Genomic DNA, 23,841 nt, shown 5'->3' on the forward strand with positions numbered 1-23,841 from the left:
TGTTTTCCGTCAAGCAACCCTTTAACCATGGGGGTGCAGATCAGCGAAACCGTTGTATCCGTCATAGGGTTCATCCTTCATGCAAAGGTGGACGGAGGGAATCTTAAAGGTCTGCGGCAAAGCAAGGATGTTCGGATTTTCACCGACATATTTCTTCTTTGCGTCAGCCAGCGCCTCTTCAAAGGTCGCTCTGGTCTTCAGGCCCATTCCTCTTGCATAACCCGGCTCCTGCGCTCCGACAATATAGATGGCGGAAGTGTTCTGCTCCGCAATATGACCGCAGCTCATCATGGAGAAACCGTGGAACGGATGGAACGCGTTGCAGTAACGGTACTTGCGGATATATTCCTCATTGGTTGCAAAATACTCGCCGTAACGGTTCATATCCGGCAGGGTATTCATATAATCCTTCTGGAACATATCGTAGCACTCGCGCAGGTACGGCCAAAGCTCGTCGTGGAAATAGCCGTTGCAGGTGGACGAACAGATAATGACGCAGTTATCCTTCATAATTCTCTTAAAGCGGATGACCTGTGCGGAAAGGGCCTGCATCATCATGATGGGGTTGGTGCCCATGCCGTCTCCGTAATGGAAGAACTGCGGCATCCCGAATACCAGTACGTCGTATTTCTTTTCCGCCCAGTTCACATAGGTTCTCTTGTCTGCCAATTTCCAGGAAATCGGCTGCATTTCCGCGGCGTAGCCGCTGTTGATCTCAAGCTGGCGGGATTTGGAATCCAGCACCGCGTCGCAGCAGAAGAATTTCTTGCCCATGCATTTTTCCATGTGCATCCCGATCTCGTCGAACTTGGTACGCATCAGGGAGTGGCCGCTAACCGGGGTGAAATCCTTGCGGTGCATGACTTCCGGAACATGGTGGGAAGCAATGCTGCGCCAGTGGGTAATACCGGTCGCGCAGTGCTTGTAGCCGCCGGAATAGCCGCCGTACGGGTTGCCCTGTGTGTGGCCGATCAGGATGGCAACATCGGAGTCGTAAACATATTTATTCATCAGGACCGGGTCGCCGCGGTCGGTTGTGCCGAGGTCGACCAGATGGTCATAGTCTTCGCTGTCGTGGTTGATGATCTGATGGCTGAACCAGAACTCATGGAAAAGGTCGGGCCCGAGCACGTTGAAGATTTCCTGCTTTGTATTCTTTCTGTGCAGACCGTTGGAGCAGATCAGGAGGATGTCCTTCTTTTCTACGCCCGCTTTGTAAAGTTCCTCCAGAATGATGGGGATGGAAACTTTGCGGTGCGCGGTCGGCTGCTCGCCGCCCTTTACTCTGTCCGGGAAGATAATGGTTACTTTGGAGCCCTTTTTCGCAAGCTTGGAAAGCGGCTCCATTCCGATTGGGTTCTGAATGGATTTGCGGGTGGCTTCCACCAGCTGATCTTCCGGAATACACGGCGGATCCGCTACGGTAACACCGGGAATGAAAACATCGGTATTGTCGGGCAGATTTGCCGACATCATGCCCTGTCCGTATTCAAAGTCAAATTTCATTTGTTTTCTCCTTTCGTATTTAACAGGCTGAATTTAAATATTTATCGATAATGATTTTAAGGTCTTCCACAAAAAATCCGATTTCTCCGGTGAAGCGGGTCAGCGCGACCAGGCCGCCGTCGATGGTATCTACGCTTGCAATTTCCGCGGCATTTGCTTCTTTCAGCCCGCCGCCGTAAACCACCGGAATTTCAAACCCGCACAGCTCTTTGACGGTTTCCTTAATAAAGCCGGAAACAAAACCGATATACTCTTTTCCCGGAGGAGTTTTTCCGGGCCCGATTGCCCAGATCGGCTCATAGCCGATGGCGATTTTTCTGCCTTCCAGGCAGTCTGTCACGCCGTCCAGGCAGCGCGCCAGCTGAGCGCGGAGCGTTTCACGGATACGGGGCTGCTGCTCTTCAAAGCTGCCCTCTCCGCGCTCCTCCGCCGTTTCTCCTACACAGAGAAGAACGTCCATCCCCTGCTTTAGAGCGGAAAGCACTTCCTGATGAATGATTCCGTCGGATGCGGTTGCGCAGCGCTTGCGGGTATCGTCGGCCGCGTTCCAGTCCGGTTCAAAAGCCCCGATGATTTCCTGCAGGTTGCGGCGTTCCTCGGAATGACCGATAATGGACCAGCGGCAGCCCATCTGGTACGCGCTCGCGGCAGGCATATTGGTGGTAAAGGCGCCGAAATTTTTACCGGGTTCAATGTTGTTGCGGAACACACCCTGACAGCCAACGTGAAGGTTTTTTCTGTCAGACTGCGGGAAAGACGCCAACTTTTCCTGCGCGGGAATAATCAGAGCCTCAGGCACGAAATAAACGACATTTACGTCGTCCAGCGAGCCCAGTTTCAGTTCGACGCTTTTGGCGACAACCTCTTCTATCCATTCTTTTGCGTTATCTGAGGGGCAGACGCCGCCTTTCTCACGCAGAACATCAAATCGCTTCAGGTTAATAAAAATATCATTCATCTTTCGCTGAGACTCCTTTTTTTATTTATTGAACCATGCAAATTTCAGCAGATCTCCGCCGACCAGAGGACGGCACCATTCTGTGAATTTCTCCGTAACGCCAGTACCGTCTTCATTGATGAATTCCTTCGGCATCATACGTTCGTGCAGCATGACCTCTTCAATCGGCACATCCATGATTTCCATTTGGTAAGGATCGGAGGAAAGGCGCTTAAAGCCGATCATGACGCCGGTTTTTCCCTCCAGCGCCGCGCGGCAGGCCGCTGCTCCGGCCTGAATCGCTTCCTCGCGGTCAACGGAGGACTGGTTCAGGATGGACGCGCGTCCGGCAATACCCGGCTTTTCACTGCGGGCTTTGATGCCCAGATTCTTGAGCACGAGTTCGGCAAGGTGCGCTCCCACATCCCCGAAGTAAGTGTCGCGCCGGATTTTGAAGATCGGGTCTACGATCGGGGTATGATCCGCTTTTTTCAATCCTTCGCTCGCAACGATAATCGCATATCCCTTGCGGTCGTAAATGGACTGAACGTCACTCAGGAATTTGTCCTCGTCAAATGCGATTTCCGGCAGATAAATTCTGTCCGGCCCGCAGCTGTACTCGGTCGCGGCAAGAGCCGCGGCAGCCGTAATCCAGCCGGCGTTTCTTCCCATGGTTTCCACAATGCTGACGTGGATCGGCATGGAACGGACATCCTGAGCAATTTCGGCGACCGTCTGGGCGACAAAACGGGCCGCGCTGCCGTAGCCGGGGCAATGGTCGGTAATGGCGATGTCGTTGTCAATCGTCTTCGGAATTCCTACTACGCGGATGTCTTCATCCTTTGCGGCGCGGTAGAGCTTTCCGCAGGTATCCATGGAACCGTTTCCCCCGTTAAAAAGCACATATTTGATATTGTGCTTTTTAAAAATGGAGATCATGCGATCGTAGTCCTCCGGGGTAAGCGGAGTTCTGGAGGTTCCGATTGCTGTGGATGGGGTTTGTTTCAGCATTTCGATTTCCGCTGAGGGAACCGTGGAAAAATCAATAAATTTTTCCGCAAGGACACCGGCGGTTCCGCCGAGCGCTCCGTAAACACTTCCAATGCTTTCATTGCGCTCCGCTTCGCGGATAACGCCGTAGAGGGAGGAATTGATGACAGCGGTAGGGCCGCCGCCATGTACAACCAACAAATTTCCTTTCATAACTGTACGAACTCCTTTTCATAATCAGAAAATGCTCTTGTCTTTTTATTTCCAATTTTGCCGCTCCAATACACAGCGGGAGCAGCCTGTAATCTCTTTATCCTGCGATTGTCAGGTGCAGCCCGAACACAAGCATAAACACATAAACAATTTTCTTAATAAGCTGCACGGATAATTTTTTAAATAAAACAAATCCCGCCAAAGTACCCAGTGGAAGCCCGATAATGGCAATTGCGCTGTCCTGCAGCACCTGTGTGTTTATATTTCCCAGAAACAGGTGGTTGAAAAACAGAAGCACGACATTGACGGCGAAGAAGCACTGCATGGTCGCGTTGTATTCCATCTTGTCTTTTGCTACGGACAGAAAATACACTGCCACGGGCGGGCCGCCCAAGCTGAACACTCCGTTGAAAAATCCGCTCAGGGCTCCTGCAAAAAATCCGTTCCTGCGGTTGGGAAGGAGAGTGATTTTCTCGCTGAAGAAAATAAAATACACGGAAGTCGCAATCAGCACTAACCCCAGAATACGGCGAAGCAGCGCCTCTGTACTGGACACCAGAACATAAACACCCAGAAAATTAAAGATAAACGAAGAAATCAACGGGTAGGTCAGCAGTTTGTAGTTGATATGCTTACGCAGTTTGACTACCAAACCGACCACCATGAAAAAACAAGTGACCGCCTCCATCACGGCTGCCTGTTTGAGCGGCAGCACAAAAGGCCACAGACTCATTGTCACAATTCCGTACCCAAACCCGGTCGTTACTTGAATCATACTGGCTAAAAAAGTAACCAATATGATGTACAACAGTTCCATGTATGCACCTCACACAGCAGAAGGCTCGTGATCCCCTGCTCTAAATTAATCCTACCACAGCGAACACATCATTTGCGCAAATTTTTACACAAACGTTTGCATAATTGGCTAAAAAATGGTATACTGGGAAACAGCAAACACAAACCTAAGAACCTGCTGTATCCAACGAAAGGGAAAAACAGAATGACTTTAAAGGAACTTGCTAAATTAGCCGGGGTTTCCGTGTCCACGGTCTCCCGGGTTGTCAATAAAAACGATGTCCGTGCCGCCAGTGAGGAAGTACGGAACAAAATCTGGGATCTTGTGCATCAGACGGGATACTTTCCAAACAGCACGGCTCAGGATCTGAAGCTGGGCGCCGCTGTTCCGGTTCAGGAAAAAAATCGCTCCATCGCCTGCCTGTTCGCGCGAACGGCGGAAGGAAAATCAGACCCCTTCTTTTCCCAGATTTACCACGCGATTGAACACGAGTGCATGAAGAACCGCTACGACGTGATCGGCGTCTATTCCGCGTCCGATTTTAAAAATATCTCTCAGCGTTTTTCTGTGGCTCCGCCGGACGGAATGATCGTTCTGGGGCGATATTCCCGTACGCTGGTGCAGCTGCTCAAAAACAGCTGCAAGAACGTTGTTTACACGGGGCTCAACGCAATCAACGACCCTTACGACCAGATTATCTGCGACGGTTACAAGGCGGCCAAAACCGCTGTCTGGCATTTGTATATGCTCGGGCACCGCAGCATCGGTTATATCGGTGAAAAATCACTGGAGGCAAGATACCGCGGATACTATGACGCGATGCAGGAGCTTCGGCTGCCGATTGTAAAGGAACATGTCGTTGAATCGGAGCAGTCCCTGAACGGCGGCTATCTGAGCGGGCTCAAAATCCTGACCGCCACGCGGCCAACAGCCATCTTCTGTGCCAACGACATAACGGCCATCGGCGTAATGAAAGCCCTGAGCGAACAGGGAATCGGAATCCCCAGCGATATTTCCGTAATCGGCATTGACAACACGGAAATGTGCCAGTATTCCTCCCCTACTCTGACCAGTATCCATATTCCGAAAGAGGATCTTGGAAAATTCACCGTAAAAACCATGATAGACCGCATTGAAGGCGGCCATCAGGTTCCGATCAAAATCGAGATTCCGTACACTCTTATCAGCCGGGACAGCTGTGCCCCGTTGAAAAAGGGATAACGCTATGTAGGCGGAGGGCCTTTGTCAGGTACTTTCCCTGACAATCATTTTCGCGGGGAAATGCACCGGGTCCGGCAGCGTTCCCTGTGTCTGCATCTGATAAATCATATCGATGGCGACCTTTGCGATCATACCCTTCTGCGCTTCCATCGTTGTCAGAGTAGGCGTGACAATCTGGCAGATGCTCGAATTGTCGTATCCGACTACCGCAACGTCGTCCGGTACACGGCGGCCGGTGCTCAGAATTTTTTTCATGGCGTAACAGGCAATCTGATCGTTGCGGCCGAACACCGCGTCAACCGGATGCTCCAAAAGGTAAGCGCCCAGCTTCTCCTGCACTTCCTCAGGGGAAGTACAGCCGGTAATCACATGACCCTCATGCTGCAGCCCGCACGCTTCCATTTCCGTAATAAAGCCCCGCAGACGGGAATCACTGAGCGTACTGTAGTGATTGTGAGTGGAAATACGGTCAATATACAGAATGTTGCGGCGACCCCTGTCGTAAAGATAGCGGACAACATCGCGCGCACCGTGATACAGTCCGGGGCCGATAAAAGCCGCGCCGGTCAGATTGTTGCTGGCGCGGTTCTGTAAAACGACCACCGGGATACCGGCATCCACAAATTCCTGTTCAAACGACTCCGGGATGCTGATGGAGCTGATGACGATTCCGTCAAAGCGGCGGCCGATGATCTGCCGGACAAAATCCGGCTGGTTGCGGTTGGAGCACAGGGAAAGCAGCCATCCCTTTTCATAGGCATATTTGTCCATTTCAAAGGTAAGCTGGTTGAAATACTCGTTATTGATTCTGTCCGCAATAAAAATAATGTGGTTGCTGTTTTTGCCCTTCAGGGCCCGTGCAATGTTATTTGGAGTATAGTGCAGTTCTTTTACGGCCTTCAACACCCGTTCCCGTTTGTCTTTGTCTACATAACGGTTGTTGTTAAGCACATAAGAGACAATGGTTTCACTGACGCCTGCCCTTTTGGCAACGTCGGCGCGCGTCGCGCACTTAAATGGCTCCTCCATGACTTCTCCCCCTCTGTTACAATAAACTCGTATGTACCCTATCTGTAATTATATCCCGGAAGCGGGAATTGTCAAAGAAAAACAGATGATTCCCACACAAATTGACCGTTTTGTGAATTTAGCGGTAAGTGATGCTCCAGCAGTTCCGATAAACCTCGCCGGGGGTCAGGCGAATCATATCGGATTTCTCCTCCAGCGCCTCCACCACATCCTGCCGGGACGGCAGACTGGTCCACGGTTCCACGCAGACGAACGGGGCGTCGCTTTTGGGGGAATGCCAGATTCCAACAAAAGGAAATTCCGGGAAATCAACCGTTACACTGTGATCGTCCAGTTCGGACCTAAGGGTGATCTTCCGGGCTGCATTGCGCAGAAAGATCGCGTCACGGTCAAACAAAGTATGTCTCAGCGGCAGCTTTCTGCCCTGTGCTAATGGAAGCGGGGCGTCCTCGCCCTGCAGGAAGCAGGCGTCGGACATTCCAATGGACAGCGGCTGACATTCTTCAGCAAATTCAAGGCAGTAATCCTCAAACCGCAGTCCTTTTTTCAGGGGAACATGAAACCCGGGATGCCCGCCGTAACCGAAATACATTGTGCGGGTATCGTTGTTTTTTACGCTGAAATCTATTTTCAGTGTGCTGCCGTCCAGCGTGTAGCGCAGCTCGGCGGCCCATTCACGGGGGTACTGGGGGCGGGTCGTATCATCCGTTTTCATCCGCAGGGTGAGTGTGTCGCCGGTATTGTCCGCCAGCTCCATTTCCGTCCAGCGGAAAAATCCGTGCGTGTCCATTTTGCAGACTTCGCCTTCCATGGTGCACTGGCCGTCGGTCAGTCTGCCGCAGAAGGGAAAAAGGTGCGGAGCACGCTTTTTCCAATAGGCACCGTCTCCCTGCCACATATATTCCGTACCGTCGGTACCCTGCACCGACATAATTTCGCCGCCAATTGACGAAATCACCACGTTCAGGCAATCATTCGAAATGACATAATCCATACGGGATACTCCTTTCCGGCAGAAGGCTTACGCCTTGCCAACAGAGCCGAACAGCTCCATCTTTTCGCGGACGGTAGCCTTGACGCCCTCGATGCCGAAACCGATAATGTCACGCGGGTCGTAGCCGCGGCCGATCAGGTCCTTTTTCTCTTCAAAGTAAATGCGGACCGTAGTCTGGAACGCCAGCATGCACTCGGTGTTCACATTGATTTTGCTCACGCCGAGCGAAATCGCCTTGCGGATCTGATCTTCGGGAATACCGGAACCGCCGTGCAGAACAAGCGGCATCTCGCCGACTTTTTCGCTGATCGCGGCCAGAGTGTCAAAGCTGAGTCCCGCCCAGTTTGCGGGATACTTGCCGTGAATGTTTCCAATCCCGGCAGCCAGCATGGTTACACCCAAATCGGCTATGCTTTTGCATTCGTCGGGATCGGCACATTCTCCGGCAGCGATAACGCCGTCTTCCACACCGCCGATTGCGCCGACTTCCGCCTCCAGGGAAATTCCCAGCGTGTCGCAGGTGGCAACCAGTTCCTTGGTTTTTGCAAAGTTTTCCTCAATTGGATAGTGGGAACCGTCGAACATAATGGAGGAAAAACCGGCGCGGATACATTTTTTGGAGCCTTCGTAGGTTCCGTGATCCAAATGAAGAGCGACGGGAACCGTGATGTTCAGGTCCTCCATCAGGCCCTCGGTCATGCCTACAATGGCGCGGTAACCGCCCATGTAGTCTCCGGCGCTCTCTGAAACGCCCAGAATAACGGGAGAATTCAGTTCCTGAGCGGTTTCCAGAACGGCTTTCGTCCATTCCAGATTATTGATATTGATCTGAGCCACAGCGTATTTGCCCGCTTTGGCCTTGGTCATCATTTCTTTTGCAGATACCAGCATATTTCATTAATTCCTTTCCTGGGGCATATCAGGCAATCAGTCGGCTTTTCCGTCGGAACCTGCCAGCAGAATGATCTTTTTCACATCTTCCTTCAGGCGGTTGCAGGCATACTGAGAAAGTCTCCAGGCGTGTCCCCGGTCAATCCCCTGCTCCATGCCTTCTTTCAGATAACCGACGTACTGATAGCGGATCTGGGTGCCGAAATTGATCTTTGCCACACCGCTGTTAATGGAACGCTGAATCAGCGCTTCGTCCATACCGGTGCAGCCGTGCAGAACAAACGGAACATCCGTAAATTCGCGGCATTTCTCCAGAATCTCTACATTGATATTTACAGGCCCCTTGTAGAAGCCGTGCGCGTTGCCGATGCCGATTGCCAGAGAATCGGGTTTGCAAAGGCTTAAGTATCTTTCAACGTTTTTCGGATCAGCCATATTGGAGGAACCGGTGACCTGGCCCTGGTCATCCAGACGGGCCAGCTCGCCGATTTCCGCTTCTACGGGCACTCCGAAAGCGTGGCAGGCTTTGATTACCTCATTCGTACTTGCCGCATTGCCCTCCACGTCCTGTGAAGAGCCGTCGTACATAATGGAGGTGAAGCCGTACTTCAGCATCTCCATGCAGTGCTCAAAGGTATCGCCGTGATCCAGATGGATCGCGACAGGGACAGACACATTCTTTGCCATCCACTTGGAGGTTTCGGCAAACCATTCGTGTCCGGAATAGGCGCCGGTGTTCAGGTAATGCGCCAGAATCACAGGGGAATGCAGCTCTTCGGCAGCCAGACAGATCGCGCGGATGATGTCGTAGGTGCCCCCCTGTGTATTGATAGCCGGAATGGCATAATGGCCTTTGTATGCCTTTTCCAGCATTTCATATGTCGATGTCAGCATGATAAAACTCCGTTCTGTGTCAAGCTTATATGTCCGCTACTACCTTTAAATAGTTGCTGGGGTTGGCGATCATGTCCTGAATGGTCGCTTCCACCTCGGACAGTTTGACAACTTTGGTAATAATTTTTTCTACAGGCACTTTGCCGGAGTTAATCAGTTCAATGGACTCCGGGAATTTCGCGTTGGAATTGCGGGACGGCAGAATATCCAGTTCCTTCTGCATGCAGCGCACCGTATTGATGCTGACAGGTCCCTTCGGCCAGCCGACCATGGCTACGCGTCCGCCGTGGCAGACATAGTTGTGCAGTTCGGCAAGAACCGGAGCGGCGCCTGTACACTCAATCATTGCTTCGGGCAGCTTGCCGTTGGTTACTTCAGCCAGATACTCTGCAACGCCGCCGTTGGAGGAATTAAAGGCATACGGAATGCCGCACTCTTTTGCAAAGTCCAGACGGGACTGAAGAACGTCTACGATAATCGGGGTCGCGCCGTAGCTCAGGCAGGCAAAGGAAGCCAGCAAACCGATGGTGCCGGCGCCGAACACGACAACGTGCTCACCCTTGGAAACACGGGCTCTGGTGGCTGCGTGCAGTCCGATGGTAAGGGGCTCCACACACGCGGCGCGGTGGAAATCCATCTCATCCGGCAGTTTGTAAATCAGCTGAATAGGATGGGAAAAATATTCCGCCATCATTCCGTTTTTATGAACACCGCAGACGCGGATATCGGCACAGTTGTTGAAGCGTCCCACAGCGCACATATGGCACTTGTTGCAGGGAACATAGGGTTCCAGCGCAACACGGTCGCCCACTTTGAGGCCCTTGTCATTTTCGCCGATCTCTACGATGGTGCCGACACCCTCGTGGCCGATGCCCTGAATCGGGTAGCGGACGGTCGGATTTACGCCGCGGTAGGCGGTTGCGTCGGAGCCGCAGATGCCGCAGGCTTCCATTTTAATAATTGCGCTGCCGGCAGTAAGCTCCGGCTTCGGCAGATCTTCAAAAATCAGTTTTCCAGCTTCCGGTAATGATAATACTTTCATAATTATTCTTCCTCTTTATCATTTTCACGAATATAATCCAAACCGTCCGGCATAATTCCCATGCTCCAGCCGCCGTCGTCAAAGATAATCTGACCGACAATGTAGTTGGATTCGTCGCTTGCAAGGAAACACGCCAGATTTGCTATTTCCTCAACCGTTCCGAAACGTCCGATCGGAGATACGGACATGATCTTCTTCGCGTCAAGAATTCCGGTGGAAAGCGGGCGCTCGACCATTTCCGTACGGATCCAGCCGGGAGCGATCGCGTTTACCTTAATGTTGTACATGGCCCACTCCGCGCCGAGCTGCTGGGTCAGCAGATTGACGGCGCCCTTGGTAATTCCGTAAGGTACGCGGCCTACGTTAATCATCCGGCTGTTGCCGGATGAAATGTTGACGATGCTTCCGCCGCCGTCTTTACGCATATACTTGCCAACCGCCTGGCAGCAGAAAAGCGGAGCCTTCATATTGATGTCGATTACTTCATCCAGCATTTCCTCGCCCAGCTTGAGGGTCGGGCAGGGACGCGCAACGCCTGCACAGTTGACCAGAATGTCAATGTGGCCGTATTTTGCGTGTATTTCGTCTGCCATGGCGAAAATTGCATCGCGGCTGCGCAGATTGATTTTATAGAAATCGCCTTGATCGCCCAGCTTTTCGGCAGACTGTGCCGCTTCATCCAGAACGTCGGCAATGACTACGGTCGCACCCTCGTCCGCGAATTTTTTGGCGATACCAAAACCGATTCCGCGGGCGGCGCCGGTAACAATAGCAACTTTACCCTTTAATCTTTCACAGTTCGTTTGGAATCAACACCTTTTCATTTTTAGATATGATTTTGGGAGGGCAATGCACAAGGCATTACCACCATTTAATCTTGTCGGTGATATAATTGCGGTACTCAATAAATTTGGGATCGGCAATATTACGGGGATGCGGAAGGTCAATTTTCAGCTCTTCCTTAATATGAGCAGGTTTGTTGCTCAAAATAATGACGCGCTCGGCAACGTAAACAGCCTCTTCAATGTTATGCGTAATGAAAACAACGGTGCTGCCCAGTTCTCTCCACAGGCGGATAACCTCGTCTTCCAGATAAAAACGGACTTTAACGTCCATCTGGCCGTAAGGCTCGTCCATCAGAAGCAGGTCGGGCTCCATTGCGAAGGAGCGCCCGATGATGACACGCTGCTCGGCGCTGACGGAAAGCTCGCCCGGATAAACTTTGCGGACCTCCTGTAGTCCCATCAGATCCAGAATGCGGTTCACACGTCTGTCAATTTCAGCCTGCGGCAATTTCTTGATTTTCAGGCCGTAGGCAATATTGTCTTCAACCGTCATCCACGGCAGAGAGGAAGGCTCCTGGAAAACGAAGGAAATATTGTGTTTGCGGGGATCGGCAGGCACGCCGTCAATGTAAAGATCGCCTTCGCTGGGCATATGAATGCGGGTCAGGCAATTCAGGAAGGTGGTCTTGCCGCAGCCCGTCGGGCCAACGACGCAGACAAATTCACCTTTGCGGATATTAAAGTTCAGGTCATCCAAAACCAGCAGGTCGCCAAAGCGCTTTGTCAGTCCTTTAACCTCAACTTTGAGCGGTCTGTTATCCTCAAATTCAGCCATAGTAATCTCCTTTCGTCTCCGGTCAGATGGCCAGATCTGTGTTGTCGGAAATCTTAGCACGCAGGTCCATGAATTCCTTGCTGACCATATTTCTGGGACGCGGTATCTCAATGTTATAAATTTCTTTTACTTTTGCCGGGCAGTCGCTCAGCAGAATAATACGGTCGCCCAGATAGCACGCTTCCTCAATGTTGTTTGTAACAAAGACAACGGTGCGCTTTTCCTGCTCCCAGATACGAAGAATTTCGTTCTGCATGGAGTAGCGGGTCTGTGCGTCCAGCTGACCGAAAGGCTCGTCCATAATCAGAACCTTCGGGTCGTTCGCGTAGGCGCGCGCAATACCGACGCGCTGCTTCATACCGCCGGAGAGCTGCGTGGGATAAGAATTTTCAAATCCCTTCAGTCCAACCAGATCAATATAGCGGCGGGCAACCTCGTGACGCTCCGCTTTGGGTACGCCGCGGAATTTCATGCCGAGCTCCACGTTCTGCAAAACCGTTTTGAAGGGCATCAGCGCGAGCTTCTGGAAGACCATTCCGACCTCCGGGTTTACGCCGCTGATTTCCTTGCCGTTGTAAATAACAGCGCCCTCCGTCTTTTCCTCAAGACCGGCGATAATGTTCAGCAGAACAGTCTTTCCGCAGCGGCCCGGGCCGAGGATGACGAGAAACTCGCCGTCTTTCACGTCAAAGCTCACATTCTCGATTGCAGTGAAATAACTATTTTTATTATAGAAGGTCTTGGAGATGCCTTTGACCTCCATTTTCTTCGTCATTTGTTGCTGTTCCATGGACAAACCACCTTCTCAAGTTTGTTTAACAGGAAAGACAGGAGTGATCCGATAATCGCAATGGTGATAACGGCAACCAGAACCAGAGCCATGTCGCTGCCCTGCCAGCCCTTCGTTACCAAAGAACCCAGCCCGCGCTGTGCGGCCAGCATTTCCGCGGCCAGTACGGTTGTCCAGCCGGAGCTGACGGAGGTACGGATACCGGCGAAAATGGAGGGAAGTGCGGTCGGAATAACAATGTCTTTCAGAATCTGCATATTGCTGCCGCCAAAAACCTTACCGACGCTGATGTTGATCTTGTCAACCATCGAGATACCGGCGGAAGTATTGATAACCAGCGGCACGAACGTACCGATGAAAACAAGAAGAATTTTAGGAAGCTCACCGATCCCGAACCACATAATCATGATCGGAATCCACGCAATCGGCGGAATCGGGCGGATAACCTCAAAGATACTGCCGAAAATCGCGCGGGCGGTGCGGTTCCAACCTATTAGAATACCGAAGAAAATTCCGAATGCCCAGGCAATTAAAAGAGCAAGCAGAACACGGCTCAAGCTGGCCCACGCGTGGCCAAACAGGTTGGTATTACCGATCGGTTTTACAAACGTCTTAATCAGACGTTTCCATACACTGACGGGGTCGGGCATCAGTTCGGGGTGCTGTGCGGAAAACAGAACCCATGCGACAACAATCAGGATAACAGCCAGTACCGGAAGACCCCAGTATAAAATCGCATGGACACGTTCTTTTTGTTTACTGCCCATTGTATATGCCTCCTTTAGCGGTTAACTTTCCATTTCAGAAGCCTGCGCTCACATAATGACAACAGGCCGGAGAGGATAGCGCCGATTGCGCCAATAACAACCATGCCGACGATTACGATGTCGGGGCGGGCTACCGTACGTCCAATTTGAATCATATAGCCCAAGCCGGCGCTTGCAGCCAACATTTCGGCAGCCACCAAGGTGGACCAGGAGTTACCCAATGCCACGCGGATGCCGGCAAACACCATAGGAAGTGAGGACGGAATACCTACTTTGTAAAAGATCTCAAAGTTCGAAGCGCCAAAAGTTTTGGATACGTTAATCAAAGTCTTGTTCGTCAATTTAATACCGGTGTAAGCGTTAATCACACAGGGTACAAATGCGGTGAAGAAAATAATCAGGGCTTTTGCCTGAAGGCCAATGCCCATCCATACAACGACGAGAGGAATCCAAGCAATAGGCGGAATAGGACGGATCAGTTCAAAAATAGGACGGATGAAACGGTCTGCGTATTCCCACCAGCCCATGAACAGGCCAAGGGGGATACCGATGACAATGGCGCTGAGGAAGCCGGTCAGGGCAACCTGTAAGCTCGCCAGAATGTTGACCATCAGGACGCTGCCGTCCGGGGATTCGTTGCTAACTTTATAAATCAGGGTTTCCAAAATGGTAACCGGAGTAGGAAGTCTTGCCTCGTTTACCAAACCCATCTTGACAACTGCCTGCCAGATCAGCAAAAAGCCCAAGATGCCGGCTGCGCTGAGCAGAGCATATTTCAGACTCAACTTTTTCTGCTGATTCTGGTATTTTTTCAGCCCTTCTTCAAGCTTTTTCTTATCTACGGACATTCTCAAATCAGCTCCTTTTCGAGAATATGTAATTCCGGTGCAAAAAACGGGAAACTGCCGCAAAACAAATTACGGTAAGCGCAACTTTAAAAGTTTTACGGCAGTTCCGTTTCGGTGAATGTTTTTCCTACAGTACTGGATTACAATAATTTGGGAAAATGTAAGTTATTGATTATTTCTTGTCGTGAAGCGCATCGATCAGGGAGGTGTCCAAATGGCCCTTGAATTTATCTACATCGCCCTTTTTGTAGTTGCCGTAGTCGATGAAGAAGTTCAGAACGTCGATCAGTTTGCCTTCCATTTCGGTGTAGTCCCCCTTGTCGGACTTGTTGTGCATCATGCTGTACACTTCATCCAAAGTGTAGTACTTGTCCTGGGAAAGGTAGATCTTCGCGGTGTCCAGTGTGATGGTGTTGCCGCACTTCTCACTGAAGTCTACGCAGTACTGTGTGGACTCGTCGAAGTTTGCGTTCATCCAGTCAAGAGTCTTGAAGTAAACCTGCAGGAAGATCTTCATTGCTTCTTTCTTCTCGGTGTCGGCAATGCTGTCTTTATTTGCAACAAAGTTGCACATCAGACCGGTGTCCGCCCAGTTACCGCTGGAAACGCGGGTCAGGTTTTTCTTGTCGTCCGCAAAGCTGACTGCGCCGGTAAGAACCGCGGCGTCGCCCTGTCCGGCAAGGAATGCGCTGTTGGCGGTCGGGGAATCCATTGCAATAAACTTTACGGCGTCCATGCCAAGTCCAAAGCCGTTCAGGGTTTTCAGCAGCAGATACTGCAGAACGGTACCGGAGTTGCAAAGGACGGTCGCGCCCTTCCAGGAAGCGGCGTCACCGATGATCTTGTCGCTGACGGTGTTGTGGCCTGCGCCTGCTTTGGCAATCTTGGAATCGTTTCTTACGAAGATGGTCTGTGTTCCGTTGTCGGAGTTGGAAGCACCGACGACAACTGCATTATAGCCGATTGTGCCGGAAAGAACGCCGCCCACGCCTGTGCAGGCGATATCCCATGCGTTGGAACCCAGAGCTTCCATCTGTACAGGGCCGTTGTCGAACATAACATCTGTGATTTCCAGACCGGCATCTTTAAACCAGCCCTTCTCCTCAGCAATATATACAGGGGTATAGTTGATACTGCCGTTCAGACCGGAAACATTCAGTTTGTAGGTTTTGGCAGGTGCTCCTGAGCCAGTCGCTGTTGAGGCCGCGGAAGAACTGCTTGCGTTGCCGCATCCGGCAAAGCTGCCAACAATCATGGTAACTGCGAGACAAAGTGCTAAAATCCTCTTCATTTTCATTAGTTTCTCCTCCTGACAAATTTGTTTTTACTAGCATTTGCTAGTAAAGCGTCTTCATACCTTCCCGCTTTGGAGCTCTGCTTAAAAAAGTGTTTGTACGGCGAACCGAGATTTTGCTTGTCTGCCATCAAGTACTTTCTATTCGCATCTCTCACCGCTTTTCCTGCCGGCTTTGTATGTAAGCGGTGAAAATTGAGCTGCCAAGGATCGTGCATGTCTACACTTTACCTGCGCGGAGTACACTCGAGTTTACAAATTTCAGAGCATAACATCAACACGAGTGTATTGCCACAAATAAAAAACACATTTCGATACTTATCCTTTAAAACAGAGCGGGACAATGTAGTGAAACGTGATTCTGAAATTTCGGCAAACTCTTTATAATCGCCTGATATAAACACGAATGTATCTTTTGTACCTATATTGTAATAAGCGCGTGTCAGATTGTCAATGGTATTTTAGCGTCTGTTTCCAAATTTGGAACGGCACACAAAAATATGTTGTTTAACTTGTACGATATGCGCATTCTTATTTTAATAACAGAATTATAAGTTGTTTTTTCATCGGAAACGAAAGCAATGAAAAATGCGCTGAATGAAATTTTTCAGCCGGCTGTTCCAGAGAATTCCAGAGCAGCCGGGCGCACTGCTTTCCCTTGGTTCCAGATACGTTTTCAGCACCTTCGCACAGCAGGGAGAGATGTCGGCCGTCTTTTTTAATACTTGCAAGAGATGACGCGACGGAAAATGATTGGAAGCAATTCATTTTTATGCATTCATAGAAATAAGTTGACAAATCCGTAAAACAGGAATACTATGGTTGTGTAAATCGTAAGTAGTAAGTAATAAGTAAAAATTCAGCTATTAATTAATAGGGGGATTCTTATGAAAGATCTGACATTGACACAGAGCTTTGCTATGATAGCACTGAATGCTCAGAACAGTAAATACCTCACTACCGTAAAAAAAATAGCCCTCAGATGCATGGCGGCTTCCGTTATTCTGGAGACACTTCTGGACAGCAACTCCGGTACCAGCTGGACTGCCGTGGATTTACGGAAGGCTGCGCTGCCTGATTCAGCGGCGTACAGCCGGTCTATACTGGAACCGCTGAATAAGAAAATCAATTCAGCGAGAGCACTCAGCCTGAAACGGTACCTGAAGGCCGCCTACTCGCTTTCCGGGAGAAGGTTAAAGAAACTGGAAATGAGTGTTGCCGACTCTTTAAGGGAGCAGGATCTTCTTCAGGAAATTCCCAACCTGCTGGGCTGCGACCTGTATTTTGATTCTTCCGGGGTTCCATACATGGAATACCGAAGCAACATTCCGGAATACGAGGCGATTACGGAAACCATCAAAGCGGAGGTTCTGGATAACGGCCCCGTAACGGATGAAGCCATCTGCATGCTCTGGCTGTTGCGGGAAAGCGGCAGTTTCAGCGATTTCTTTTCTCTGAACGACCTGGAAACGGCAGCGGCCAGAATGAATGAGTTATACCTTCACAGCCCGCTTGCGAAAGCGTTGTATCCTGTGCGAATCCACCACAGCGCGGAGCTGGCAGCCAAGCAGTTCCTTCACTGGAAAAAAAGTGTTTTTAAAAAGCCCTTTGCGGCGGGGATTAATTTTATCTATCCTGTTTTTGAACGTTCTCAATCTGTTTTTATTGATACCGAGGCCTGGTTTTCCAATGCAGACAAAAGGCTGGAGGACGTTGAGACCCGGCTGAGGAAATACGGTCATGAATTCACCGTACTGCACGCGGGCTCGGTTCCCATTATTAAAATAGACAATCTGGTTTATAAAGCAGTCCCGCAGGCCATTTATGGGAGGGTTCCGATTCACGGCGTCCGCCTGATTCCCAGAATTCCCTTTTAAAGGATGGAAATAATATGTCGCGACAACGTACTATGGACGCCATTCTGGCCTCCGAATATGTCTCCATCGGCGAATTGGCGCGTATTACCGGATGCCGCTACAGTACGCTGAAATTCTATACGGAAGAAGCCATGCTTCTGTTTGAGCAGGCGGAACAAAACCTGACACGAAGATACAGACGGGAAGAAACGGTTGAACGCATCCAAAGGATTAAACAGCTGAAAGAAAGCGGACTTAATATTCCGCAAATAAAAGAAGCTTTGCAGTCATGCGCAAAACAAGACGGAAAACAAACTTGACCGCCTATTCAAGAAGCGCCAAGCGAGAAAAACCGCCGTTTGGGAAACACTCCCCAAACGGCGGTTTTCTTCTGTAAATTCAGATTCAGCTCTCAAAGCGTGGTCAGCAGAAACTCCATATTGCCCCTGAGCGTATACTCTCCCATTCCCGCCGGAACAAAAAGGCTGTCGCCCTTTTGTAGCGGAACCGGTACCTCGCCCTCCCTGCAAAGTGTTCCGCCTCCGAAAACACACAGCAGAGACTGAAAGCTGGAAGCGTCGGCCGTCATCACCGTTTCACCGGAAAGCACAATCTGGGATACAGTAAAATACGGGCAGGAAGCGAGCAGCGTTTTCACGCAGTCCCCGTCCTTTTCCGGTTCACCCTGGGGCTTTGCGGAGCGCACGGGACGTTTCAGCTCCGTGACATCCAGCGCTTTGTCCACATGCAGAGCGCGCAGTTTCCCGTCCGCGCCGACTCTGCCGTAATCGTAAATGCGGTAGGTCGTGTTGGAATTCTGCTGAATTTCCGCCAAAACAATCCCCGCGCCGATCGCGTGGAGCGTTCCCGCGTCGATAAAAAACACGTCGCCCGGGTGAACCTCCACTTTATTCAGTACCTCTGTCAGTGTCTGGTTTTGGATTCGTTCGGCAAATTCCTCTTTGCTGATTTCCTTCTGAAACCCATAATAAAGAAAAGCCCCCGGCTCGTTCTCCAGAATATACCACATTTCCGTCTTGCCGTACTCGCCCTCATGGGCCAGCGCGTATTCGTTGTTGGGATGAACCTGTATGGAAAGACGGTCCTGCGCGTCAATCAGCTTAACCAGAACCGGAAACTGCTCAAAGCGGTCGCAGTTCGTCCCCAAAATTTCCCGTCCCTCTTGTGCAATCAGGTCTTTCAGTGTCATCCCGTCAAATTCTCCGCCGGAAATCACGGACAGCCCGTCCGGATGGCAGGAGAGCATCCAGCTCTCCGCAAGCTTCTGCGCGTCGCTTTGCTGGCGGTATTCCGTTCTGAGCTTAGTTCCCCCCCAAAGATAGTCCTTGCAGGGGGCGGTTAGTTTCAGTGGTCCCAAATGAATGACCCCTTTCTGTTTCCTAATCCAAGCCTTTTACGCATTACAGACCGTTTACAAATTTTTCTATCCTTGTAAACGCTTCCTTTACATTTTCAAACTGAGTCCCAAGATTGATACGGATATACCCTTCGCCGTTGCCGACAAAATTGTTCCCGCTTTCCACCAGCACCCCCGTTTCCTTTGCAAGGCGGTGCGTAAAGGTGTCACTGTCCAGTTTCGTATTCTGAATATTTACCCAAAGCAGATAGGAGGACTCCATCTCCATAAAGGACAGCTTTGGAATCCGGTTCTCTATGGCTTCACGGGCATAGCGGTAATTTTCCCCAAGGTAGCCCATCAGCGCGCGGGAGTATTCCTCGCCTTCATTGTAACAGGTGATGAGCGCAAGGATACCAAACACCGTCGGGGAGGTAATGGAATTTTTCGTCAGGCGGTCGCGGAAGGTTTTGCGCAGCTCCTCATTTTGAATGATCGCGTAAGAGGTTTTCAGTCCACCTAAATTATACTGCTTATTCGGAGAAGATAAAAGGATAACATTCTTCAAAAGTTCCCCGGTCTCTATTGTAGAAGTATACACACCGTCCAATATCATTCCGCTGTGCACCTCGTCGGCGACAACAACGGTTCCGTATTTTTGGCACAGGGAAATCAGCGTGACCAGTTCCTCACGGCTCCAAATCCTGCCGGAGGGGTTGTGGGGATTGCAGAGCATATACAGCTTTGGACGGTATTGCTTGAGCTGCTCTTCCATCTTTTCAAAATCAATCTGGTAGCGGTTGTCTTTCACGACCAGCTCGTTTTCAACCACCTGTGCGCCGAAAGCGGTCGCAGCCCGCTCAAAGGGGTCGTACACCGGAGTACTGAGCATGATATAATCCCCTTTTTGACAGAACGCCTGCACGGTATAGTGCAGGGTGGACACCGTACCGTAGCACAGGGTCAGCCATTCCCTTTTCGGGGAGGAATGATGGTGCCGTTCAAAGTAGCGGATTACCGCGTCGTAGAATTCGTCATAAACATAGGTGTAGCCGAAAATACCGTTTTCCACCGCCTGATGCAGCCTGCTAACCAGCGGTTCCGGCGCGCGGAAATCCATGTCGGCAATCCACATAGGAATGAAATCATCCTTGACCGGGCCGAAGTGTTCCTCAATTTTTGCCCGATCCCATTTGCGGCATTTTTCCGCGTAGCGGTCGGGGAAAAGATTAAAATCCGTCATGACTGCCTCCCGTGTGCAAAATCCACCGTTCTAAGGTAAGCGTCTTTATCCAGACTCTTTAAAAGCTCTGTCAGCAGAAGAACCGCATTGTCCACATCGGCAGCGCTGCCGATGGACCACGGGCTGTGGCCGTAGCGCAGCGGGATACCCAGCACGGCGCACACCGCGCCGTCACGGGAGAGATGCGCCTGCCCGCCGTCCGTACCGCCGTTGCTGAACATATCCTGCTGAAGCGCAATACCGTTTTCATCGGCAATTTTAAGGATGTGGTTCACAAGGCGGGAAGAAGGCACCAAGGTCTTATCATAATGCAGCAGCATGGGGCCGCGCCCGATCTGCCGGTTATTGGTGTGGTCACGCACCAACTCGTTTCCCCAACAGGCGACGTCCAGCACGATGACGATGTCGGGCTGAATTTTATACGCGGAGGTTTTTCCGCCCCTTAGGCCCACCTCTTCACTGGAGGTAGCCGCCATAAACAGCTGATTGGGGATCTCCGTACTGGAAAGGCGCTTGAGTGTCTCCGCCATCACATAGCAGCCAAGGCGGTCGTCAAAGGCCTTGCCCGCAAAGGTACCGTCAACCCCGTATTCCTGACATTCGCTGCTGAAGGTCACCATGTCCCCCACGCGGATGCCCAGCGCAAGCGCCTCTTCCTCGGAAACGGCACCGATGTCGACCACCAGATCCTTAACGTCGCCGTCCGCGTAAACGGAATTTAGAATACCGGGAATTTTTTTGCCGGATTGCGTGGTGACCCGGACTCCCTGCATAAATTTTGAGAAGGTACGCACGCTTCCAACCGGGATGACGTAAAGCATCCCGATTTTGCTGATGCTTCTGACCAGAAATCCGACTTCGTCCATATGAGCGCACACCATGACCCGCGGGCCCTGCGCATCTCCCTTTTTATGGAAGATGGCGGAACCGAGCCTGTCAAAATCCACCTCATCAGAATAATTCTTCAGTTCTTCCAGCAGGATGCTTCTGACCTCGTCCTCGTGCGAGGCAACCGCGTCCGCGTTGCTCAGTTTTTTTACCAGTTCAATATTCATCGGTTACTCCTTATCTGCAACTATCAGCTGCTTGGGCGAGCGGGTCAAAACCCGGGGGCGGTTTGCCGTTACCAGCACATCGTCTTCAATCCGAACGCCGCCGAGCCCCGGCACATAGATGCCCGGCTCTACAGTCACGACCATCCCGGCTTCCATTCGTGCTTCCTCCGTAGGGGAAAGGCGCGGGTCTTCGTGGTCGTTGATGCCCAGCGAATGCCCCAGATTATGGCCGAAATATTCGCCGTACCCGGCCTTTTCAATGACCGATCTGGCCGCCCGGTCCGCGTCGCAGAAACGGGTGCCGGCGCAAACGGCCTCTATCCCCTTCTGCTGTGCTTCCCGAACCGTCTCATAGATTTTCAGCAGTTCTCCATCCGGTGCTTTTCCGACCGCAAACGTACGGGTAATATCGGAACAGTACTGGCCGACTTTCGCTCCGAAGTCAAGGGTCACGAGGTCGCCGGACTCGATTTTTTTGGAACCTGCCTTGGCGTGCGGCATAGAGCCGCGGACGCCGCTGGCAACAATGGTATCGAAGGATTCCTTCATCGCGCCGTTCTGCTTCATAAAGTGAACCAGCTCATTGGCGACTTCGTCTTCCCTCATACCGACTCTGACAAAATTTAAAATATGCGCATAAGCCTCGTCCGCTATGGCGCAGGCTTTCTGTATTGTCTCAATTTCCTGAGCGTCTTTCACCGCACGGATCGGATTGATATCGATAGGAACCAACGAAGCGTGAAGCTTCTTTTCCAGCGACCGGTAACGGTCATAGGAAAGATCGTCGCCCTCAAACCCGACGGTACGGATATTTTCTTCTTCAATAATCCCGTTGATGAGCAAGTCGTAGGTCTTTTCCCCCGTCATCAGCAGAACCTGTGCATCCCGGTTATTTTGCCTTACTTCCTCATAATAACGCGAATCCACAATCACATATTTCTGCTTTTGCGTAATCAGCACATAGCCGGAGGAGCTGTAAAGCCCGGAAAGATAAAATTTATTGTGATAAGAGGTACACAGCATCGCCTGTGCGTTGCAGCCCGCCAGAATGGCGCGGCAATTTTCAAGTCTGTTCATGTTTTCTCCTATATAATAAGGAAGGAGTACCCATTGCACTCCTTCCCCAGACCGGTAACGCAGTAGCTTTCCGCGTTGGCGGGGAAATTCGTCCCGGCCTGCCGTAATGTTTACAGCTTAAGAAAGGAGTACGTTACGCACTCCTTTCTCTCAGCTTCTATGTAATCAGTCGTTGGAGTCTACTTCCAGCTTGCCTTTTTTAATCAGATTGTTTCTTGCGAAAATAACAATCAGCGCGGTGATGACCGCTCCAATAGCAATACCGGCAATATAGGCGGCGATATTGGAAATCAGCGGCCATGCCCAGATTGCGGATTCCGGGAACCACTGAACCGCGCCCATGGCAACGGCGGAGGTACCGCCGACGATGGCGCCGATCATGTAGGCCGGAATGGTGATGGAGGGTTTCTCAAGAGCAAACGGGATGGAACCTTCGCTGATGCCCATGAAGGCAAGGAACATGGCGGTTTTGCCCTGGGGATAGAACTGCTTGTCAAAAACATGTCTGCCGACAACCATTTTGTCAATGATCGTCGCAAGGCCAAGACCGATGGACGGAACGACAATGGCGATGCAGCGGGCCGTAATCGGCAGCAGCTTGTCGGTCGTAAAGCTCAGGGCCACAAAGCCCGCAGCCTTGTTGATCGGGCCGCCAAGGTCAATGGCGGTCGCAGCGGAAAGTGCGATTGCGTAGCCAAAGCTGCCTGCCGCGCCTGCAGCGCCCAGAGCGGATTTAATTCCAGAGTTGATCAGTCCGCCGAGCGGGGTAACAACCAAGTGCATACCGAGCATAACGCCGGCAGCCGCAATAATCGGGATTAAGAATGTTGTTTTGAAAGCAAGCATATTGTGGCTTACTTTAATGGATTTGTTCAGCCATTTTACGAAATAGCCAGCCGCGATAGCAATCAGGATTGCGCCCAGGAAGGTGGAGGCAACCGGGGAATTCGCTTCCCATTTGCCGTCTGTAAGGCTCAGAATGGAGGTCGGTTTTGTAGCCATCAGGCCGCCGATAAAGCCGGCCGGGAAAGCGAGCTTGCCGCCGATGGAGTTCGCCATAAAGGCCGCGAACATCGGGATGGCAAAGCCGAACAGGGTGCCGCCGAATTCCAGAGTCAGCTGGGCGAATTTGAGCAAACCGATGGATGACCCGGTGTATTTTCCGGAGTTCATTGCGTCTATAATGCCCATGGAGGGGTCGACGCCGAGGATTACATAAGGAATCAGCTGGGACAGCGCCAGAATCAGTCCGCCCATAATCAGGAACGGAATCATGTTGGAAATACCGGTCATAACATGTTTGGAAAGCTCTGCCCAGACACCCTTTTTCTCCGGTGCGGGGGAAGTGGAACCGATATTAAGCTTTGGACGGTCGGTTCCGCCGTTGACTGCGCTCTTTTTTGTAATTGCCATTTTAACTC

23 protein-coding genes are annotated in these 23,841 nt (G+C 51.2%); 3 read left to right on the forward strand and 20 right to left on the reverse strand.

Annotated features, from left to right (window positions below; genetic code table 11):
• Positions 1-21: 21 nt before the first annotated feature.
• The 4 genes from J5W02_RS05985 to J5W02_RS06000 all read right to left on the reverse strand — a co-directional run bounded on the left by J5W02_RS05985 (position 22) and on the right by J5W02_RS06000 (position 4,463).
• Complete coding sequence (locus J5W02_RS05985) at positions 22-1,506, reverse strand: lactate racemase domain-containing protein (RefSeq protein ID WP_219964766.1); 1,485 nt, start codon at positions 1,504-1,506, stop codon at positions 22-24.
• 19 nt (positions 1,507-1,525) lie between these two features.
• Positions 1,526-2,464 (reverse strand): triose-phosphate isomerase family protein, encoded by a 939-nt coding sequence (locus J5W02_RS05990; protein ID WP_219964767.1) that lies wholly within the window; start codon positions 2,462-2,464, stop codon positions 1,526-1,528.
• Between the two features lie 21 nt (positions 2,465-2,485).
• Positions 2,486-3,646 carry a diphosphate--fructose-6-phosphate 1-phosphotransferase gene (locus J5W02_RS05995; protein WP_219964768.1) on the reverse strand — a complete coding sequence of 387 codons (1,161 nt, stop codon included), beginning with the start codon at positions 3,644-3,646 and terminating at the stop codon, positions 2,486-2,488.
• 97 nt (positions 3,647-3,743) lie between these two features.
• Positions 3,744-4,463, reverse strand: coding sequence for a sulfite exporter TauE/SafE family protein (locus J5W02_RS06000; RefSeq protein WP_219964769.1), 720 nt, complete (start codon positions 4,461-4,463; stop codon positions 3,744-3,746).
• A gap of 183 nt (positions 4,464-4,646) precedes the next feature.
• Between J5W02_RS06000 and J5W02_RS06005 the strand changes: the two genes are divergently transcribed.
• Complete coding sequence (locus J5W02_RS06005; RefSeq protein ID WP_219964770.1) at positions 4,647-5,663, forward strand: LacI family DNA-binding transcriptional regulator; 1,017 nt, start codon at positions 4,647-4,649, stop codon at positions 5,661-5,663.
• Positions 5,664-5,687: 24 nt separating this feature from the next.
• Here the strand turns inward: J5W02_RS06005 and J5W02_RS06010 are convergent, their stop codons facing one another.
• The 11 genes from J5W02_RS06010 to J5W02_RS06060 all read right to left on the reverse strand — a co-directional run bounded on the left by J5W02_RS06010 (position 5,688) and on the right by J5W02_RS06060 (position 15,835).
• Positions 5,688-6,692, reverse strand: coding sequence for a LacI family DNA-binding transcriptional regulator (locus J5W02_RS06010; protein ID WP_219964771.1), 1,005 nt, complete (start codon positions 6,690-6,692; stop codon positions 5,688-5,690).
• Between the two features lie 118 nt (positions 6,693-6,810).
• Positions 6,811-7,686: an aldose 1-epimerase family protein gene (locus tag J5W02_RS06015; RefSeq protein WP_219964772.1), complete on the reverse strand. Its 876-nt coding sequence runs from the start codon at positions 7,684-7,686 to the stop codon at positions 6,811-6,813.
• 27 nt (positions 7,687-7,713) lie between these two features.
• A complete protein-coding gene (fba, locus tag J5W02_RS06020) occupies positions 7,714-8,577 on the reverse strand; it encodes a class II fructose-1,6-bisphosphate aldolase (protein WP_219964773.1) in 864 nt (287 codons plus the stop codon).
• Positions 8,578-8,613: 36 nt separating this feature from the next.
• Positions 8,614-9,471 (reverse strand): class II fructose-bisphosphate aldolase, encoded by an 858-nt coding sequence (locus J5W02_RS06025; RefSeq protein WP_219964774.1) that lies wholly within the window; start codon positions 9,469-9,471, stop codon positions 8,614-8,616.
• A gap of 25 nt (positions 9,472-9,496) precedes the next feature.
• The gene (locus tag J5W02_RS06030) at positions 9,497-10,513 is read right to left on the reverse strand and encodes a zinc-dependent alcohol dehydrogenase (RefSeq protein WP_219964775.1); all 1,017 of its coding nucleotides are present in this window, start codon (positions 10,511-10,513) and stop codon (positions 9,497-9,499) included.
• 2 nt (positions 10,514-10,515) lie between these two features.
• Positions 10,516-11,283, reverse strand: coding sequence for an SDR family NAD(P)-dependent oxidoreductase (locus J5W02_RS06035; RefSeq protein ID WP_219965285.1), 768 nt, complete (start codon positions 11,281-11,283; stop codon positions 10,516-10,518).
• A 91-nt stretch (positions 11,284-11,374) separates the two neighbouring features.
• Positions 11,375-12,133: an ABC transporter ATP-binding protein gene (locus tag J5W02_RS06040; protein WP_219964776.1), complete on the reverse strand. Its 759-nt coding sequence runs from the start codon at positions 12,131-12,133 to the stop codon at positions 11,375-11,377.
• A gap of 22 nt (positions 12,134-12,155) precedes the next feature.
• Entirely contained in the window at positions 12,156-12,923 is a 768-nt protein-coding gene (locus J5W02_RS06045) for an ABC transporter ATP-binding protein (RefSeq protein WP_219964777.1), read from the reverse strand.
• A complete protein-coding gene (locus J5W02_RS06050; RefSeq protein ID WP_219964778.1) occupies positions 12,905-13,690 on the reverse strand; it encodes an ABC transporter permease in 786 nt (261 codons plus the stop codon). The genes J5W02_RS06045 and J5W02_RS06050 overlap by 19 nt, the downstream gene beginning before the upstream one ends.
• Before the next feature lie 14 nt (positions 13,691-13,704).
• Positions 13,705-14,538 carry an ABC transporter permease gene (locus J5W02_RS06055; protein ID WP_219964779.1) on the reverse strand — a complete coding sequence of 278 codons (834 nt, stop codon included), beginning with the start codon at positions 14,536-14,538 and terminating at the stop codon, positions 13,705-13,707.
• 172 nt (positions 14,539-14,710) lie between these two features.
• Positions 14,711-15,835: an ABC transporter substrate-binding protein gene (locus tag J5W02_RS06060; protein WP_219964780.1), complete on the reverse strand. Its 1,125-nt coding sequence runs from the start codon at positions 15,833-15,835 to the stop codon at positions 14,711-14,713.
• Positions 15,836-16,719: 884 nt separating this feature from the next.
• Here J5W02_RS06060 and J5W02_RS06065 point away from each other — a divergent pair.
• Positions 16,720-17,709: a hypothetical protein gene (locus J5W02_RS06065; RefSeq protein WP_219964781.1), complete on the forward strand. Its 990-nt coding sequence runs from the start codon at positions 16,720-16,722 to the stop codon at positions 17,707-17,709.
• Positions 17,710-17,723: 14 nt separating this feature from the next.
• Positions 17,724-18,008 carry a helix-turn-helix domain-containing protein gene (locus J5W02_RS06070; protein ID WP_219964782.1) on the forward strand — a complete coding sequence of 95 codons (285 nt, stop codon included), beginning with the start codon at positions 17,724-17,726 and terminating at the stop codon, positions 18,006-18,008.
• 92 nt (positions 18,009-18,100) lie between these two features.
• On the opposite strand, the gene J5W02_RS06075 is transcribed toward J5W02_RS06070, so the two are convergent.
• The 5 genes from J5W02_RS06075 to J5W02_RS06095 form a co-directional block, all read right to left on the reverse strand.
• Complete coding sequence (locus J5W02_RS06075; RefSeq protein ID WP_219964783.1) at positions 18,101-19,066, reverse strand: type I phosphomannose isomerase catalytic subunit; 966 nt, start codon at positions 19,064-19,066, stop codon at positions 18,101-18,103.
• A 43-nt stretch (positions 19,067-19,109) separates the two neighbouring features.
• Complete coding sequence (locus J5W02_RS06080; protein WP_219964784.1) at positions 19,110-20,288, reverse strand: MalY/PatB family protein; 1,179 nt, start codon at positions 20,286-20,288, stop codon at positions 19,110-19,112.
• On the reverse strand, positions 20,285-21,343 hold the full coding sequence (ypdE, locus tag J5W02_RS06085) for an aminopeptidase (protein WP_219964785.1): 1,059 nt from the start codon (positions 21,341-21,343) through the stop codon (positions 20,285-20,287). The genes J5W02_RS06080 and ypdE overlap by 4 nt, the downstream gene beginning before the upstream one ends.
• 3 nt (positions 21,344-21,346) lie before the next feature.
• Positions 21,347-22,420, reverse strand: a complete 1,074-nt coding sequence (locus tag J5W02_RS06090) for a M24 family metallopeptidase (RefSeq protein WP_219964786.1) — start codon at positions 22,418-22,420, stop codon at positions 21,347-21,349.
• A gap of 165 nt (positions 22,421-22,585) precedes the next feature.
• Positions 22,586-23,833, reverse strand: a complete 1,248-nt coding sequence (locus J5W02_RS06095; RefSeq protein ID WP_219964787.1) for a PTS fructose transporter subunit IIC — start codon at positions 23,831-23,833, stop codon at positions 22,586-22,588.
• Positions 23,834-23,841: the final 8 nt, after the last annotated feature.

The sequence above is a fragment of the Caproiciproducens faecalis genome (assembly GCF_019448085.1).
GTDB lineage: Bacteria > Bacillota > Clostridia > Oscillospirales > Acutalibacteraceae > Caproiciproducens > Caproiciproducens faecalis.

Coding starts and splice junctions, on each gene's coding strand:
- ypdE (WP_219964785.1), bottom strand. CDS start 21,343: ATGAATATTGAACTGGTAAAAAAACTGAGCAACGCGGACGCGGTTGCC.
- J5W02_RS06060 (WP_219964780.1), bottom strand. CDS start 15,835: ATGAAAATGAAGAGGATTTTAGCACTTTGTCTCGCAGTTACCATGATT.
- J5W02_RS06040 (WP_219964776.1), bottom strand. CDS start 12,133: ATGGCTGAATTTGAGGATAACAGACCGCTCAAAGTTGAGGTTAAAGGA.
- J5W02_RS06050 (WP_219964778.1), bottom strand. CDS start 13,690: ATGGGCAGTAAACAAAAAGAACGTGTCCATGCGATTTTATACTGGGGT.
- J5W02_RS06010 (WP_219964771.1), bottom strand. CDS start 6,692: ATGGAGGAGCCATTTAAGTGCGCGACGCGCGCCGACGTTGCCAAAAGG.
- fba (WP_219964773.1), bottom strand. CDS start 8,577: ATGCTGGTATCTGCAAAAGAAATGATGACCAAGGCCAAAGCGGGCAAA.
- J5W02_RS06045 (WP_219964777.1), bottom strand. CDS start 12,923: ATGGAACAGCAACAAATGACGAAGAAAATGGAGGTCAAAGGCATCTCC.
- J5W02_RS06005 (WP_219964770.1), top strand. CDS start 4,647: ATGACTTTAAAGGAACTTGCTAAATTAGCCGGGGTTTCCGTGTCCACG.
- J5W02_RS06025 (WP_219964774.1), bottom strand. CDS start 9,471: ATGCTGACATCGACATATGAAATGCTGGAAAAGGCATACAAAGGCCAT.
- J5W02_RS05990 (WP_219964767.1), bottom strand. CDS start 2,464: ATGAATGATATTTTTATTAACCTGAAGCGATTTGATGTTCTGCGTGAG.
- J5W02_RS06030 (WP_219964775.1), bottom strand. CDS start 10,513: ATGAAAGTATTATCATTACCGGAAGCTGGAAAACTGATTTTTGAAGAT.
- J5W02_RS06055 (WP_219964779.1), bottom strand. CDS start 14,538: ATGTCCGTAGATAAGAAAAAGCTTGAAGAAGGGCTGAAAAAATACCAG.
- J5W02_RS06090 (WP_219964786.1), bottom strand. CDS start 22,420: ATGAACAGACTTGAAAATTGCCGCGCCATTCTGGCGGGCTGCAACGCA.
- J5W02_RS06080 (WP_219964784.1), bottom strand. CDS start 20,288: ATGACGGATTTTAATCTTTTCCCCGACCGCTACGCGGAAAAATGCCGC.
- J5W02_RS05985 (WP_219964766.1), bottom strand. CDS start 1,506: ATGAAATTTGACTTTGAATACGGACAGGGCATGATGTCGGCAAATCTG.
- J5W02_RS05995 (WP_219964768.1), bottom strand. CDS start 3,646: ATGAAAGGAAATTTGTTGGTTGTACATGGCGGCGGCCCTACCGCTGTC.
- J5W02_RS06095 (WP_219964787.1), bottom strand. CDS start 23,833: ATGGCAATTACAAAAAAGAGCGCAGTCAACGGCGGAACCGACCGTCCA.
- J5W02_RS06065 (WP_219964781.1), top strand. CDS start 16,720: ATGAAAGATCTGACATTGACACAGAGCTTTGCTATGATAGCACTGAAT.
- J5W02_RS06000 (WP_219964769.1), bottom strand. CDS start 4,463: ATGGAACTGTTGTACATCATATTGGTTACTTTTTTAGCCAGTATGATT.
- J5W02_RS06070 (WP_219964782.1), top strand. CDS start 17,724: ATGTCGCGACAACGTACTATGGACGCCATTCTGGCCTCCGAATATGTC.
- J5W02_RS06015 (WP_219964772.1), bottom strand. CDS start 7,686: ATGGATTATGTCATTTCGAATGATTGCCTGAACGTGGTGATTTCGTCA.